Genomic DNA, 14,009 nt, shown 5'->3' on the forward strand with positions numbered 1-14,009 from the left:
GGTGTATTCTCTAAAAGGGTCGTAAAGGCCGTCTGAAAAGGACGGCAAATTTATTAAATTATGATCACTATGAAAATAGTTTTTCAAACTGTTGTATTTTTGTATTTACAAACAGTTCTTATTTGTTTTTGTGGAAAGTAGGAATCTTATCAAATATAATCACAAAGCTAAATTACTTTGTAATTTTTTACCCGATATAAGAATTATTAATATTTCAACTCAGAAGGAATTTATGAAAAGCAAATTAGCCTTAATGCCGCTTGTGGTTGCAAGCGCATTCACCTACGCCGCCGATGAAGCCACTCCTGCTCCCGAAGCCCATGCAGAAGTGCAGGAAGTCAAAGTCCACGCCAACGCCAAACGCGTGAAGGCCGCACGCTCGTATTCTATTGCCAGTGACGGCGATATGCGCGACCGTGTGAATTTGGGTGTATTGGGTAAAGCCAATGCCTTTACCGCACCGATTACCGTGGTCAATTACGACGAAAAAGCCCTCAATAATACCGAAGCGCGTACTTTGGTAGATGCCGTAGCGAAAAAAGACGCTTCCGTTTGGCAGTTTGGCGGCGAAAGTAATACCTTGACCGGCCTGTATTTCCGCGGTTATCAGCTTGACTCGCGCCAATTCAGCGTCAACGGCTTGGCCGGTATGTATGGCACACAAGGTACGGCCAGCGTGCAAGTCGGCTCCGCACAACTGATTAAAGGCGCGTCCACCGCCGTAAACGGCATGGACCCTGAAGGCGCGGTATCCGGTTCCGTCAATATCGAAACCAAAAAAGCCGCCGACGAAGGCAACCGCAAAATCGGTTTGGGCTGGTTCAGCAACAACCGCGCCCAAGGCACGTTTGACTTGGGCCAACGCTTCGGCGAAAACAAAGAATTCGGCGTGCGCGCCAACGGCAAACTGCGCCACGGCGACACCCCGCGCCACGGTTACAGCGAAGACAACAAAGAATTTGCTTTAAATGCCGACTATCGCGGCGAAAAAGTGCGCGTGGCGTTCGACTCCATCTACGCGAAACGCAAAACCAACGGTGGCCGCGCACGTATGCAGGACATCCAAAACGCTGATGGTCGTTTGTTCGATGCACCGGATGGCAAAACAAATCTGTTGCCAAGCTGGAACTGGCAAAATACCGTCGGTCAAACCAATATGCTGACTTTCGAATGGGATGCGTTTGAAAATGCGCAAATTACCGGCGGTATCGGTTACAACAAGGCGCGTTATTACGGCACGCTGATTTCTCCGACCATCTGCGGTAAAAAAGGCGCAAGCAGCCAAACCGCAACCTGCTCAAGTGCCAACCAATACCACACAGGTACGGCACGCCTGACCGACCAATATTTCCGTACTTTGAGTATGAATTTATCCGCGCGCGGCGAATTTGAAACCGGCCCGGTAACGCATAACTGGAGTACTGCTTTTGACCGTATCATTCGTCAGCGTGCGACTGTCCGTGGTTCGGCTGCGGGCAAAAGCCGCGTTGAGGTTGATGCAAACGGCAATATTGACAATCAACTGGCTTCTTTTGTCCCTAATTACGCGACAGACTGGGAAAGCTCAGCAAACCTGGATGCCAATATCAAAGTCAACAGCTTGGCCTTGTCTGACACACTGGGCTTTGCCGACAACAAATACCGTCTGACTTTGGGCGGTCGTTTCCAAGCGGTTGAATACACCAATAAAAAAGAAGGTAAAAGCGGGGACTCCAAACGCTTCAGCCCGATGCTGATGGCCGCTTGGGTACCGCAACCTGACTTGGTCGTTTACGGCAACTACATGGAAGACTTGGAGCCTGCGGATATCAAAACCGACGATGACGGCAATACCACCATGTCCAAACCGCGTGTCAGCCGTCAGTTTGAAGTGGGCGTGCGTAAAAACTGGGGCAATTTCGTGACCACGTTAAACGCGTTCCAAATCAAACGTCCGGGCTACTGGCGCGGTTCTACCACCAGCAAAACAGACTTCGCAGCGTATAAAGCCCAAGGAGGCGCAGCCGGAGACGAGCAAGGCATGGAACGCAGCCGCGGTATTGAGTTCAACACCTACGCGAATTTGCTCAATAATACTTTGCGTCCGTCTTTGGGCCTGATGTATCTGCAATCGACCGTGAAGAATTATCCGAATTCGCGCGATATGCTGGTTAACGGCGTGCAAGTCGCCAATCCGCGCGTGATTGCCAAAGCAGGTGTTGAGTGGGATACACCGTTTGTCAAAGGTCTGACCTTGAACGGCAATGTTTCGTATTTCGGCAAGTCTTACCAAGACACGCAAAAACAATATGCCTTCCCATCTTACACTTTGGTTGACGTAGGCGCGCGCTACAAAACCAAACTGGGCAAAAATACTTTGACCGTCAGCAGCTCGGTAGAAAACCTGTTTAACAAAAACTACTGGCAAGTACAGCGCGGCCAATACGACCGCAGCTTCGCCGTCGTCGGTATGCCGCGTACTTACTGGCTGAAAGCGGAATTGGATTTCTAATCTGATTTCGGTTTGACCGTAATAGCAGGCCGTCTGAAAGGGAATATAAAAAGCAAGAATTTGTTTTTTATCCCTTTTTAGACGGCCTGATTTGATTGCCTTATGTTTTTTGCTTGAAAAATCTTACATGTTTTTTATGGATTTCACGCGAAACAAGGTTAATATTCCATTTTCACAATACATTATTCGAGAAGACATATGAAAAAATCCATCAAACTCACCCTGTGCGCCCTCGCACTGTCACTCTCCGTGCAAGCGCAAGCGGTTACCCATGCCGTGATTGAAACCAATATGGGCAACATCCAACTGGAGCTGGATGAAGTCAAAGCGCCGAAAACCGTGGCAAACTTTGTCAATTATGCCAAAAAAGGTTTTTACGACAACACGATTTTCCACCGCGTTATCGACAATTTTATGATTCAAGGCGGCGGATTTACCGAGAAAATGGTTCAAAAATCCACCGATAAAGCCATCAACAACGAAGCAGACAACGGCTTGAAAAATAACGTCGGCACCATCGCCATGGCGCGCACCGGCGATCCGAATTCCGCAACCAGCCAGTTCTTTATCAATACGGCCGACAACGACTTTTTGAATTTCAAAAGCAAAACCCCTCAAGGCTACGGCTATGCCGTTTTCGGTAAAGTTACTTCCGGCATGGACGTTGTCCGTAAAATCAGCAAAGTGAAAACAGCGACACGCGGTTTCCATCAAGATGTACCGACCGAAGCCGTGATTATCCGCAAAGTCAGCATCAAATAATTTTGATTGTTTGAACCCAAACAACAGGCCGTCTGAAACATTCAGACGGCCTGAATTTATTTATTTGATAATAAGCGGTAATTTGAGCGATAATTCAGCATCTACTATTTAAGGAGTCGATTATGCAAACCCGCCTGCCTTTTTTCGGCGTTGTCCGCGTCAGCGGTGAAGACAGAGCTTCATTTCTTCATGGCCAATTATCCAACGATATTAATAATTTAGCTTCTGGTCAGGCATGTTATGCCACATACAATACGCCTAAAGGCCGTGTGTTGGCGAATATGCTGGTCGTCAATCGCGGAGAGGATTTACTGCTGGTCATGGCACAAGATTTGACCGAAGCCATCGTCAAACGCCTGAGAATGTTTGTCTTGCGTGCAAAAGTCGTCTTCGAGTTGATGCCTGATTTGGCAGTCAGCGGCGAGTTGGCAGACAATGTAGAACCACATCCTGCTGCCGAACCGCAACTGTCTTTCCCGGTTCAGATTCAAGAAAACACCGTAGAAATCGCCTTGCCGCACACAGGCCGTCTGAAAATTTCAGCAGCAGAAAACGCATCCGAATATCAAGCAGAAGCCGAAAACGCGTGGAACCTGCACGAAATCCGCAGCGGCTATCCGTGGATTTGCGCCGCAACCAAAGAAGCGGCCGTTGCCCAAATGCTCAACCAACACATCATCGGCGCCGTCCATTTCCGTAAAGGCTGCTACCCCGGACAAGAAATCATCGCCCGCGCCCAATACCGAGGCCAAGTCAAACGCGGCCTGGCCGTATTAAGCGGCAATTCTTTAGAAGCCGCCGGTATTGCCGTCAAAATTGCTGAGGAAGAAGCAGGCGTTATCCTCAACACAGCACTGACTGAGCAAGGCAGCCTCAGCCTTGCCGTTATCAAGTTTTCCGCAGCAGAAGCAGCATTAACCGATGCAGACGGTAATGCTTTGAAACAGGAAAAACTGTTTTTTACGGTTGAGAAAGATTGATTGTTAGATGATTGAATAAAAAGCTTAAATATTAGCTTGAAATGAAAACAGAAAGGCCGTCTGAAATTCAGACGGCCTTTGATATTGAGTTTTGTTGGTACATGACCCAAGCTGCGTTTGCTGCTGACTGGATTACGGCATGGTTTGGAATCATTCGGTAGCAACAAAAACCGCGTGCGTGCGTACCGCACACACCCTACACCTTAATCTTAAGGTTTGCGTCGCCCACAGGTAGGGTGTGTGGCGTAGCCACGCACGCGGTTGGTCTACGGCTTGCTTAATACGGCACTGACTGAACAAGGCAGCCTCAGCCTCGCCGTTATCAAGTTTTCCGCAGCAGAAGCAGCATTAACCGATGCAGACGGCAATGCTTTGAAACAGGAAGAACTGTTTTTTACGGTTGAGAAGGAATAACTAGCTTTAATATCTAAGATTCAAATAAAAGGGCGTGTGTGAATTGCGCCCTTTGAAAATTTATTTAAAAATTTGATTTGCTACATCTCGTGCGAAATTTTTACCTGCACGATAATCGCTACTTGTTTTAGAAATGGTTGCAGTGTATCTGCCATCATTGGAAAAAACAAATTTATGATGTTTTCCTTCATCTGAATGATCAAACCCTAAATTTTTTAACTCCTCTAAAGTCTTAGGAGTCATTTTTTGGTAATCATTCATAATACGTTTAAGTCTATCTTGTTTTATGATTCGAAGATCTTTTTTTTCATCTAATTTATTATGATTAAATAAGTCATACAATATATGATATTTTCTAGAATCCTCTTTTGTGTTATTTTCTAAAGTATACTTTAAAGCATCTACTACAAAACTTCGGATTTCATAATCGTATAGATCTTGTTCATTTCCATAGTTTAAGACTCCTTGGGAGCGACTAAAATTAGTAGAATTTAATCTTCGATTCTCTGCTTCTAGCTTTGCAATTTCTTTATTTGCCTCTTCTAGTCTTTCTTCTTTGATTCTTAATTCATCATCAAATGCATTAATATATTCTTCTACGTTTACATCAGTAGAATTTTTTCTTAATTGATCAATTCTTTGTTTTGAAATACATTCTTTTAAATATAACCAATTGCATTGTGTTGTCTGTCTTTTGTTGAGTAGTGCTTGAATAATATCCTCTTGGATATTACGTTCTAACTTATTCGGCGTATCAATAGAATCAGTAAGGAAATATGATTTTCGTCCATTTTGAGGCCAGTAAACGCCAATTGTACCATTAAATACATTTTTAGCATTTGAGAGGCTTCTTAATTTCATAGAGAACTTACGGCTTGGTTCTACAATTACATGCGCATTTCCAGAAAGGTTTTTAGCAATTTTTTTGTAATCTATTAGATGTTGATTTGATTCAGGATCATAACTAATGTAGACAATAGGCAAAATATTTTCTGCTACATCTTGAATCAATGCTGCAGCAATTTCTTCTTCACCTTCTTTTAAAAGAATTGCCTTATCTGAGACAGGAATTTGTCCATCCATACCTCCACTATATTCTTTTAGAATTTGTTTAATAATATATGGCTTTTTAGCCTTAGGTATTTGCAAGGAAGCTTGAGATAATTCACAACTTAATTGAATACTAATAAAATGTTGGTTATGATTTTTAGACGAAACAATAGTTGTCACCCAAGTAGTATTATCTTTGTCTTGTTTTGAGAATCTAATCCCCCCAATTGAAGAAGATATATTTGGAAAATTTGCATATCCAAATTCTACTTTTTCATTTCCTTTTTCAATAATTTCATCAGTTTTGTCAAGTAGTCCATTAAAGTCATCTTTTGATAAGATGTAATGCTTACTACCAATAATCCAATCGCACGCTAATTGCAAAATTTTTTTTACTTCTAATTTATCAGGTAATGGGAATTCAAAAGAGTGAATTAGCATATGTATCCCTTTATTATTAAGAAAATATTAGAATGCCAATCAAATGATAATTTTTGATTGGCATATTTAAAATTCATCAATTCAGATTAAATGAGTTTTTCATTTATCCAATTTTCAATGCTTACCAACATTTCAGGCAATTTGTCGGCATCTGTACCGCCGGCTTGCGCCAAGTCAGGACGGCCGCCGCCTTTGCCGCCGACTTGTTCGGCTGCAAATTTAACCAGATCGCCTGCTTTGACTTTGCCAGTCAACGGTTTGGATACGCCGGCACACAGGGAAACTTTGCCGTCGTTGACTGCGGCGAGCAATACGATGGCTTGTTCTGATTTGCCGGTCAAGTCGGTCACGATTTCGCGCAGGGCGGCGGCATCGGCTTCGATTTGTGCGGCAACGAGTTTGGCTGAACCCAGGTCTTTTGCATCGTCCAAGAGTTTGGCACCTGCGTGGACGGCGAGTTCGGCTTTGGCGAGTGCCAATTCTTTTTCCAATGCTTTGGCGTGTGCCGCACCTGCTTGGATTTTTGCCAGTACGTCTTTTTCGGTTTGGGCTTTGGTTTCGGCAATAATGTCTTTAACCAAACGCTCTTGCTCTTGCGCCCATTTGAGTGCGTTCAGGCCGGTGATGGCTTCGATACGGCGCACGCCTGCGGCAATACCGCCTTCGCTGATGATTTTGAAGAGGCCGATGTCGCCGGTGCGTGAAACGTGTGTACCGCCGCACAATTCGGTAGAGAAACCGCCCATTTGCAGTACGCGTACTTCGTCGCCGTATTTTTCGCCGAAGAGCATCATGGCGCCGGTTTTTTGGGCGTCTTCCATGCTCATAATGGCTGCGTTGACGGAAACGTTGGCCAAAATGGCTTCGTTGACGCGGCGTTCTACTTCGGCGATTTCTTCGGCAGTTACTGCTTGAGGATGGGAAATGTCGAAACGGGTGGATTCGGCGGTAACCAAAGAGCCTTTTTGTTCAACGTGTTCGCCCAATACATCGCGCAGGGCTTTGTGCATCAAGTGGGTAGCGCTGTGGTTGCGCATATTGGCATTACGGATTTCGTCATCCACTTTGGCGGTAACGCTGTCGCCGACTTTCAGACGGCCTGAAGTTTGTACGCCGAATTGACCGAATACGGCCGCTTTGATTTTTTGGGTATCGCGTACTTCGAAGCGGTTTTCGCCTGCGAAGATATAGCCGACATCGCCGACTTGACCGCCGGATTCTGCATAGAACGGGGTAAAGTCGATAACGATGGCACCTTCGTCGCCTTCGTTCAATTCGTTGACTTGCTCGCCGTCTTTGTAGAGGGCGAGGACTTTGGATTCGGTTTGGCGTTCGCTATAACCTTTAAACTCGGTGTCTTGAGCGTCGTAAGGCAGTTGGGCGTTGGCTTTGAAGCTTTGTGCGGCGCGTGCGCGTGCGCGTTGGGCTTCCATTTCGCGGTTGAAGCCTTCTTCGTCCAATTCGATGCCCAGTTCGCGCGCCATGTCGGCAGTTAAATCGTAGGGAAAGCCGTAGGTGTCGTAGAGTTTGAAGATAATTTCACCTGGAATGATTCGTTTATACTCATATCCACCAGCTAAAATTTTTTCATATAAGCTACCAGTTACGCCCTGTTTCTCAGCTTTTATGAGAGCTTCTTCAGCTTTTAAAGCTGATTCTTTATTCATAATGTTTAATAATGACTCTATACGTGTTCCACCACCTTCGATATTAATGTCATCATGAGATAACGCCTTATCTAATAATTTCATTCGCTCTAAAGTTTTAGAAAACAAGCCCATACCTTTTTCCAGCGTTTCGCCGAAGCGGCTTTCTTCCGCGCGCAGGGCTTCCATAATCTGCGTCTGTTTTTCTTTCAACTCGGGATACGCGTCGCCCATCACTTTGACCAAATCAGGCACGAGTTTGTAGAAAAACGCTTGTTTCTGACCGAGTTTGTAACCGTGGCGCACGGCGCGGCGGATGATACGGCGCAATACGTAGCCGCGGCCTTCGTTGGAAGGCAAGACGCCGTCTGCAATCAGGAAGGAGCAGGATCGGATGTGGTCGGCGATGACTTTCAGGCTGGGTTCTTCCATGCTGAATGGCGCGCCGGTTTCGCGGGCAACGGCTTTGAGCAGGTCTTGGAACAGGTCGATTTCGTAGTTGCTGTGAACATGCTGCATGACGGCGGCCATGCGCTCCAAGCCCATGCCGGTATCGACGGAAGGCTTAGGCAGCGGATTCATATTGCCTTGTTCGTCGCGGTTGAACTGCATGAACACGCAGTTCCAAATTTCGATCCAGCGGTCGCCGTCTTCTTCAGGGCTGCCGGGAATGCCGCCCCAGATTTCTTCGCCGTGGTCGTAGAAAATTTCGGAGCAAGGGCCGCAAGGGCCGGTGTCGCCCATTTGCCAGAAGTTGTCGGATGCGTATTTCGCGCCTTTGTTGTCGCCGATGCGGACGATGCGCTCGGCAGGCATGCCGATTTCGTTCAGCCAGATGTTGTAGGCTTCGTCGTCTTCTGCGTAAACGGTCGCCAACAGTTTGTCTTTGGGGATGTTCAACCATTCGGGAGAAGTGAGGAATTCCCAAGCGAAGTGGATGGCGTCGCGTTTGAAGTAGTCGCCGAAGGAGAAGTTACCCATCATTTCAAAGAAGGTGTGGTGACGGGCGGTGTAGCCGACGTTTTCCAAGTCGTTGTGTTTGCCGCCTGCGCGTACGCATTTTTGCGCGGTAGTGGCGCGGTTGTACGGGCGTTTGTCAAAGCCGAGGAATACGTCTTTAAATTGGTTCATGCCTGCGTTGGTAAACAGCAGGGTCGGGTCGTCGTGTGGCACGAGCGAGGAGGAGCGGACGATGGTGTGGCCTTTAGATTCGAAAAATTTCAGGAATTTTTGGCGTAGTTCGGTGGTTTTCATAATGTCTCGATAAGATTTTGTACAAAGATTTCAGACGGCCCGGACGGCGCGTTGAGATTAAAAACGAATGGGCGTTATCTTACCGCAAAACCATATTTCAAGCTATCGGCAGAAAGGTTTTAAGTTGGCGGCAAACTGTCTTTCAGACGGCCTCAAGCGGGTCGATATCTTTTAACAATGAAGCCTATCCGCCCCGGCTTGCCTGCTTTATAATGCCTTTCTCTTTTCAACCGGATACGCAAGGAATGATAATGGCCAAACATCTGCCCCTCATCGTACTGACTGCGCTGGCATTGGCCGGCTGCGGCGGCTCGGACAAAACTTCTGCCGACAAGGCAGCGCAAACCGATAATCAAAAGGTATTGAGCATTTATAACTGGTCGGAATATGTCGATCCCGAGACGGTTGCCGCGTTTGAGAAAAAACACGGTATCTCAGTAACTTATGATGTATATGACAGCGATGAAACGCTGGAGAGCAAGGTATTGACCGGCAAGTCGGGTTACGACATCGTGGGTCCTTCCAATGCGTTTGTCGGTAGGCAGATTAAGGCAGGTGCGTATCAGAAAATCGACAAATCCCTGATTCCCAACTATAAAAACCTGAATCCACAATTAATGAAGCTGATGGAAGGCGTTGATCCGAATCACGAATACGCCGTTCCGTTTTATTGGGGTACCAATACTTTCGCCATCAATACCGAGCGTGTGAAAAAGGCTTTGGGTACGGACAAACTGCCGGACAATCAATGGGATTTGGTGTTTAACCCCGAATACACGTCCAAACTCAAGCAATGCGGCATCAGCTATTTGGACAGCGCGGCGGAGATTTATCCTATGGTGTTGAACTATATGGGTAAAAATCCAAACAGCAGCGAAACGGCGGATATTAAGGCGGCTACGGAAGTTTTGAAGAAAAACCGTCCGTACATCAAGCGTTTTACCTCGTCCGGTTTTATCGATGATTTGGCGCGCGGCGATACTTGCGTAACGATTGGTTTTGGCGGCGATTTGAACATTGCCAAACGTCGTGCCGAAGAAGCGGGCGGCAAGGAAAAAATCCGTGTGATGATGCCGAAAGAAGGCGTGGGAATTTGGGTGGATTCGTTTGTGATTCCGAAAGATGCCAAACACGTGGCCAATGCCCATGCGTATATCAATGATTTCTTAGATCCTGAAGTTGCGGCTAAAAATGGCAATTTTGTTACTTATGCGCCGTCCAGCAAACCGGCTCAGGAGCTGATGGATGAAGAGTTTAGAAACGACAATACAATTTTCCCGACTGATGAAGATTTGAAAAACAGCTTTATCATGGTGCCTATTCAACCTGCGGCGTTGAAATTTATGGTCCGTCAATGGCAAAGCGTGAAAGCAGGAAAATAAGCTGATTTGAACATATTAAGGCCGTCTGAATGGTGTAACCGAAATTCTTGATTTCGTTTTACAGCTGTTCAGACGGCCTTTGGTTTGTGTCAGACTGGCTTGGATAAGGTTTGAAAAATCAAAGGGCGTGTCTATCAATCACGCCCTTTGTGTTTGTTTCAGACGGCCTTAGAATTTCACGCCTTTATGCAGGGCAACGATGCCTGCGCTCATGTTGTGGTAATCCACGCTGTCGAAGCCTGCATCCAGCATCATTTGTTTCAAGGTTTCTTGGTCGGGGTGCATACGGATGGACTCGGCGAGGTATTGGTAGCTGTCGGCATCTTTGGCAATCAGTTTGCCCATAATCGGCAACAGTTTGAAAGAGTAGAGGTCGTACACGCCTTCCAAAGGTTTGTACACTTTGGAGAATTCCAACACCAGCAGGGTGCCGCCCGGTTTCAATACGCGGTACATTTCTTTCAGCGCGGCATCTTTGTGCGTCATGTTGCGCAGGCCGAATGCGACGGAAACCAGATTGAAATAGTTGTCGGGGAATGGCAATTTTTCAGCGTCTGCCAACGATACGGGCAGAATCATGCCTTCGTTAAGCAGGCGGTCGCGGCCGACGGTCAGCATGGAGGAGTTGATGTCTGTCAGCCAAACTTCGCCTTCTTTGCCCACACGTTTTGCCCAGCCTCGGGACAAATCACCCGTACCGCCGGCGATGTCCAATACTTTGTCGCCTTTTTTCAGACGGGCGGTATTGATGGTGAAATGTTTCCAAACACGGTGCAGACCGCCGGACATTACGTCATTCATAATGTCGTAGTTTTTTGCCACGGAGTGGAAGACTTCGGCAACTTTGCCTGCTTTTTCGTCTTCGTCAACGGTAGTGAAGCCGAAATGGGTTTTGTGGTCGCTCATAGTGTCTGCCTTCTTAAAATAATACGGATTCAGATATCGAATACGTCGAAATCGCCAACCACTTTCGACGCGGGAAATATAGTTTGTGCCTGTCGCTTCAGCATCAGGCGTTGTTCTTCTTCGGTATAACGTGCGCTGATGTGGGTCAGGTAAAGTTGTTTCACATTGGCCTGCAAAGCCAGCTTGGCGGCATTGGATACGGTTGAATGGAACACTCGTTCCGCTGTTTCTTCATCACCTGCCGCAAAGGTTGCTTCATGCGCCAAAACGTCTGTGTTTTGCGCGGTGCGTACTGCCTGCGGACAGGCTTTGGTATCGCCGAAGATGGCCACTTCTTGGCCTTTTTTGGGCGGGGAGAGGGACGCTTTGCCGTCAATCGTCCTTCCGTCATCCAAACTTACGGTCTCGCTTTTTTCAGACGGCCTTCCCGCCGCAACCGCCGCTACCGCAGGAATGTGTGTGTTTGGGTTTCAAATCTTCGGCACTTGGTGTTCTGGACGCGCCGGCTTTTTCGAGGCGGTCGAGATAGTCTTGCCAAAGCGCGTCTTGATTGTGCGCCAGTCGGTAGAGATAGTCCCAATCGTAAAGGCCGCTGTCGTGGCCGTCTGAAAAAGTAATTTTCAAGGCGTATTGGCCGACGGGGTCTAAATCGGTAATGCTGACTTCGGCTTTGCCTGTTTGCAAAACATCTTGGCCGGCACCGTGTCCGCGCACTTCCGCGCTGGGCGAGTACACGCGCAGGTATTCGGCAGGAAGGCTCTTGGCACCGTCAACATAGACCAAAGTCAGTACGCGCCGCTCTTTTTGGAGGCGGATTTCTTGTGGAATTTTATCGGCTTGGGTCATGTCATGCTCCGTTCTTTTTACGCAAATAGGCAACGCGTACAGAAAAAATACCGCCAAGTACGGCAAACAGCACGATTGCGTAGAGTGAAAACCGTATCAGGCTCACTTGTGTGTCCGCCGTCAGCCCCAAAGGCAGCAACATGACGGCAACGAACAGTAGAAATGCGGACAACATGGCGGCAATGCTGGCAAAGGCATAGCGGGTATTGGCTGCTATTTGCGGATGTTTGGTCATATTGGATAGCTTGCCGTAGGGTGATGAGGCGGTATTTTATCAGTTTTTTGCTGCTTCATGCCGTCTGAAAACGGCTTTATTTCCATAAATAAAGTGTAATGGCGCGCCTGTCTTCGCCTTCGGGCATTAAGCGGATGCTGCTGCCTTTGCTTCCGTTGACACGGATAATGATGCCGCCCGCCTGCCGCTCGATAATGTCGAGTTGGGTGTCGCGGTTCATGCGGTAGTTGTAGCGTTCGCATTGTTTCAAGCACCAAAAATCCTGCCAATGGATAAAATATTTTTGTCCGGATTCGATGGCCAGCGTTTCGCCGCCTTTGACGATGAAATAAGGATAATCGGGTTTTTGCGTGCTGAATGTCCATTCGACCGTTCTGTTTTTTCCGTTTTGACGGTATTGGAACACGGCACGGTAGTCGGTATCGTATTCCAATGGCTGTAAAGGAAACAGCGCAAATTGGCGTTCGGTCAGGAGGCGGTTTGGGTCATTATCTTTATCTAAGATTTTGACGTCTTTGATTTCTTTTGTGTCCTGATACAGTTTGAACGAACGCATTTTGACCGGGGGCGATTGTTCGGAGAAGGCGATGCTGACCGGATTGCCGGTCATTTCATAATGCGGCATAGGGTCGGGACGCTCGCCGTGGAAAACCGGCGAAGCGAAATTGCCTTGCGGATAGGTGATGTAAGGCCGGAGTTTGCGGTTGGAGATTTCATCCGCATAAACAATGGCATGACCATGACAGGCATCTTGATAAAACGAACGGCTGAGGTCGGATAATGGGCGGTTTTTTTGGCAGAGGCTGTTGAATCTGCTGTCGCCCTGATTAATGCTCAGCGCGATTTGTTTGCCTTGCGATTCAAATGCCGCACCGGCCTCGTCGATATTTTGATCGAGCAAGGAGAGGCGGTGGTAAATCGCCGTCATCAGATTATCCAGCTGATGTTGGGCTGGTAGATAGTCGTTGATTTTTTCGTTTGGCGGATGCTGGCCGGTGCTTACGTTTTCGTGCACGCCTTTATAGGCATAACCGGCTTTGCGCGTGCGGTCTGATGGGCGTGAGCCTGTGTAAAAGGGATTGCGCGTATTGTGTTCGTCATGTCCGTCGTCAGGGTTTTGCAGTAGATAGCGGGCATGATTGCGCGCGGCGCGTTCGAGTGTGGCTGAGTGCGCCAGTGCGGGCAGATTGGCTGAGGAGCGGAGGAAATTTAAATACGCCAAGGCGTCAAAATCGGCAACGGCAGTACGATTTTGCGGCGGTCGGGCGTAAATGAGCTGGTCTTCGGAATAGCGATGGGTTTCGTAGTATTGGAATATGCCGAGGGCGACGGCAAAACCACCCAGCCAGTAAAGAATGTGTTTCATTATATGTGCTGCGTTCAGACGGCCTTGAGCTGCGGCTCTTTCCCCTTGAAACTCATGCCGTTAAATGATTATTTTGATAGCGGCTTGACTTGGAATGCTTCAGGGTGGGATTTGAAATATTCGACAGCGATAAATCCGCCACCAATAATAATCAACAGGGCAATGGCCATGCCGATCATCGCTAAAATGAATTTGTCCATATGTGTCCGTTTGAATGAAGGCCGTCTGAAACACTT

Annotated in this window: 12 protein-coding genes and 1 pseudogene; 5 read left to right on the forward strand and 8 right to left on the reverse strand. The window is 47.5% G+C overall.

The features are described from left to right. Positions 1 to 232 precede the first annotated feature (232 nt). The 4 genes and pseudogenes from HMPREF2606_RS01715 to HMPREF2606_RS10890 all read left to right on the forward strand — a co-directional run. Positions 233 to 2,491, forward strand: a complete 2,259-nt coding sequence (locus tag HMPREF2606_RS01715) for a TonB-dependent siderophore receptor (protein WP_070714001.1) — start codon at positions 233 to 235, stop codon at positions 2,489 to 2,491. A gap of 198 nt (positions 2,492 to 2,689) precedes the next feature. Further along, complete coding sequence (locus HMPREF2606_RS01720; RefSeq protein ID WP_004519955.1) at positions 2,690 to 3,253, forward strand: peptidylprolyl isomerase; 564 nt, start codon at positions 2,690 to 2,692, stop codon at positions 3,251 to 3,253. A gap of 122 nt (positions 3,254 to 3,375) precedes the next feature. Then, a complete protein-coding gene (locus HMPREF2606_RS01725; protein WP_070843198.1) occupies positions 3,376 to 4,233 on the forward strand; it encodes a CAF17-like 4Fe-4S cluster assembly/insertion protein YgfZ in 858 nt (285 codons plus the stop codon). A 273-nt stretch (positions 4,234 to 4,506) separates the two neighbouring features. After that, positions 4,507 to 4,647 (forward strand): annotated as a pseudogene (locus HMPREF2606_RS10890) (folate-binding protein); the annotation flags it as partial. Between the two features lie 60 nt (positions 4,648 to 4,707). On the opposite strand, the gene HMPREF2606_RS01730 reads toward HMPREF2606_RS10890, so the two are convergent. Then, positions 4,708 to 6,138: a hypothetical protein gene (locus tag HMPREF2606_RS01730; RefSeq protein ID WP_070843199.1), complete on the reverse strand. Its 1,431-nt coding sequence runs from the start codon at positions 6,136 to 6,138 to the stop codon at positions 4,708 to 4,710. Positions 6,139 to 6,224: 86 nt separating this feature from the next. Beyond that, on the reverse strand, positions 6,225 to 9,038 hold the full coding sequence (alaS, locus tag HMPREF2606_RS01735; protein WP_070843200.1) for an alanine--tRNA ligase: 2,814 nt from the start codon (positions 9,036 to 9,038) through the stop codon (positions 6,225 to 6,227). Positions 9,039 to 9,289: 251 nt separating this feature from the next. On the opposite strand from alaS, the gene HMPREF2606_RS01740 reads away from it, so the two are divergent. Continuing rightward, positions 9,290 to 10,420 carry a polyamine ABC transporter substrate-binding protein gene (locus tag HMPREF2606_RS01740; protein ID WP_070822079.1) on the forward strand — a complete coding sequence of 377 codons (1,131 nt, stop codon included), beginning with the start codon at positions 9,290 to 9,292 and terminating at the stop codon, positions 10,418 to 10,420. 168 nt (positions 10,421 to 10,588) lie between these two features. Here the strand turns inward: HMPREF2606_RS01740 and ubiE are convergent, their stop codons facing one another. The 6 genes from ubiE to HMPREF2606_RS11220 form a co-directional block, all read right to left on the reverse strand. After that, complete coding sequence (ubiE, locus tag HMPREF2606_RS01745; RefSeq protein WP_003746386.1) at positions 10,589 to 11,326, reverse strand: bifunctional demethylmenaquinone methyltransferase/2-methoxy-6-polyprenyl-1,4-benzoquinol methylase UbiE; 738 nt, start codon at positions 11,324 to 11,326, stop codon at positions 10,589 to 10,591. Between the two features lie 29 nt (positions 11,327 to 11,355). Further along, positions 11,356 to 11,721: an MBL fold metallo-hydrolase gene (locus HMPREF2606_RS01750; protein WP_283122332.1), complete on the reverse strand. Its 366-nt coding sequence runs from the start codon at positions 11,719 to 11,721 to the stop codon at positions 11,356 to 11,358. Positions 11,722 to 11,740: 19 nt separating this feature from the next. Continuing rightward, on the reverse strand, positions 11,741 to 12,172 hold the full coding sequence (locus HMPREF2606_RS01755; RefSeq protein ID WP_003746392.1) for a gamma-butyrobetaine hydroxylase family protein: 432 nt from the start codon (positions 12,170 to 12,172) through the stop codon (positions 11,741 to 11,743). A gap of 1 nt (position 12,173) precedes the next feature. Then, positions 12,174 to 12,407, reverse strand: coding sequence for a cytochrome b6 (locus HMPREF2606_RS01760; protein ID WP_070843201.1), 234 nt, complete (start codon positions 12,405 to 12,407; stop codon positions 12,174 to 12,176). Positions 12,408 to 12,483: 76 nt separating this feature from the next. After that, a complete protein-coding gene (locus HMPREF2606_RS01765) occupies positions 12,484 to 13,773 on the reverse strand; it encodes a CAP domain-containing protein (RefSeq protein WP_070843202.1) in 1,290 nt (429 codons plus the stop codon). 68 nt (positions 13,774 to 13,841) lie between these two features. Then, on the reverse strand, positions 13,842 to 13,973 hold the full coding sequence (locus HMPREF2606_RS11220; RefSeq protein ID WP_256388404.1) for a hypothetical protein: 132 nt from the start codon (positions 13,971 to 13,973) through the stop codon (positions 13,842 to 13,844). Positions 13,974 to 14,009: the final 36 nt, after the last annotated feature.

Source organism: Neisseria sp. HMSC070H10 (assembly GCF_001837635.1).
GTDB lineage: Bacteria > Pseudomonadota > Gammaproteobacteria > Burkholderiales > Neisseriaceae > Neisseria > Neisseria subflava_A.

What these genes read in the sequence shown, in the direction of transcription:
- HMPREF2606_RS01715 (WP_070714001.1), top strand. Translation starts at nt 233, where the DNA reads ATGAAAAGCAAATTAGCCTTAATGCCGCTTGTGGTTGCAAGCGCATTC.
- HMPREF2606_RS01720 (WP_004519955.1), top strand. Translation starts at nt 2,690, where the DNA reads ATGAAAAAATCCATCAAACTCACCCTGTGCGCCCTCGCACTGTCACTC.
- HMPREF2606_RS01725 (WP_070843198.1), top strand. Translation starts at nt 3,376, where the DNA reads ATGCAAACCCGCCTGCCTTTTTTCGGCGTTGTCCGCGTCAGCGGTGAA.
- HMPREF2606_RS01730 (WP_070843199.1), bottom strand. Translation starts at nt 6,138, where the DNA reads ATGCTAATTCACTCTTTTGAATTCCCATTACCTGATAAATTAGAAGTA.
- alaS (WP_070843200.1), bottom strand. Translation starts at nt 9,038, where the DNA reads ATGAAAACCACCGAACTACGCCAAAAATTCCTGAAATTTTTCGAATCT.
- HMPREF2606_RS01740 (WP_070822079.1), top strand. Translation starts at nt 9,290, where the DNA reads ATGGCCAAACATCTGCCCCTCATCGTACTGACTGCGCTGGCATTGGCC.
- ubiE (WP_003746386.1), bottom strand. Translation starts at nt 11,326, where the DNA reads ATGAGCGACCACAAAACCCATTTCGGCTTCACTACCGTTGACGAAGAC.
- HMPREF2606_RS01755 (WP_003746392.1), bottom strand. Translation starts at nt 12,172, where the DNA reads ATGACCCAAGCCGATAAAATTCCACAAGAAATCCGCCTCCAAAAAGAG.
- HMPREF2606_RS01760 (WP_070843201.1), bottom strand. Translation starts at nt 12,407, where the DNA reads ATGACCAAACATCCGCAAATAGCAGCCAATACCCGCTATGCCTTTGCC.
- HMPREF2606_RS01765 (WP_070843202.1), bottom strand. Translation starts at nt 13,773, where the DNA reads ATGAAACACATTCTTTACTGGCTGGGTGGTTTTGCCGTCGCCCTCGGC.
- HMPREF2606_RS11220 (WP_256388404.1), bottom strand. Translation starts at nt 13,973, where the DNA reads ATGGACAAATTCATTTTAGCGATGATCGGCATGGCCATTGCCCTGTTG.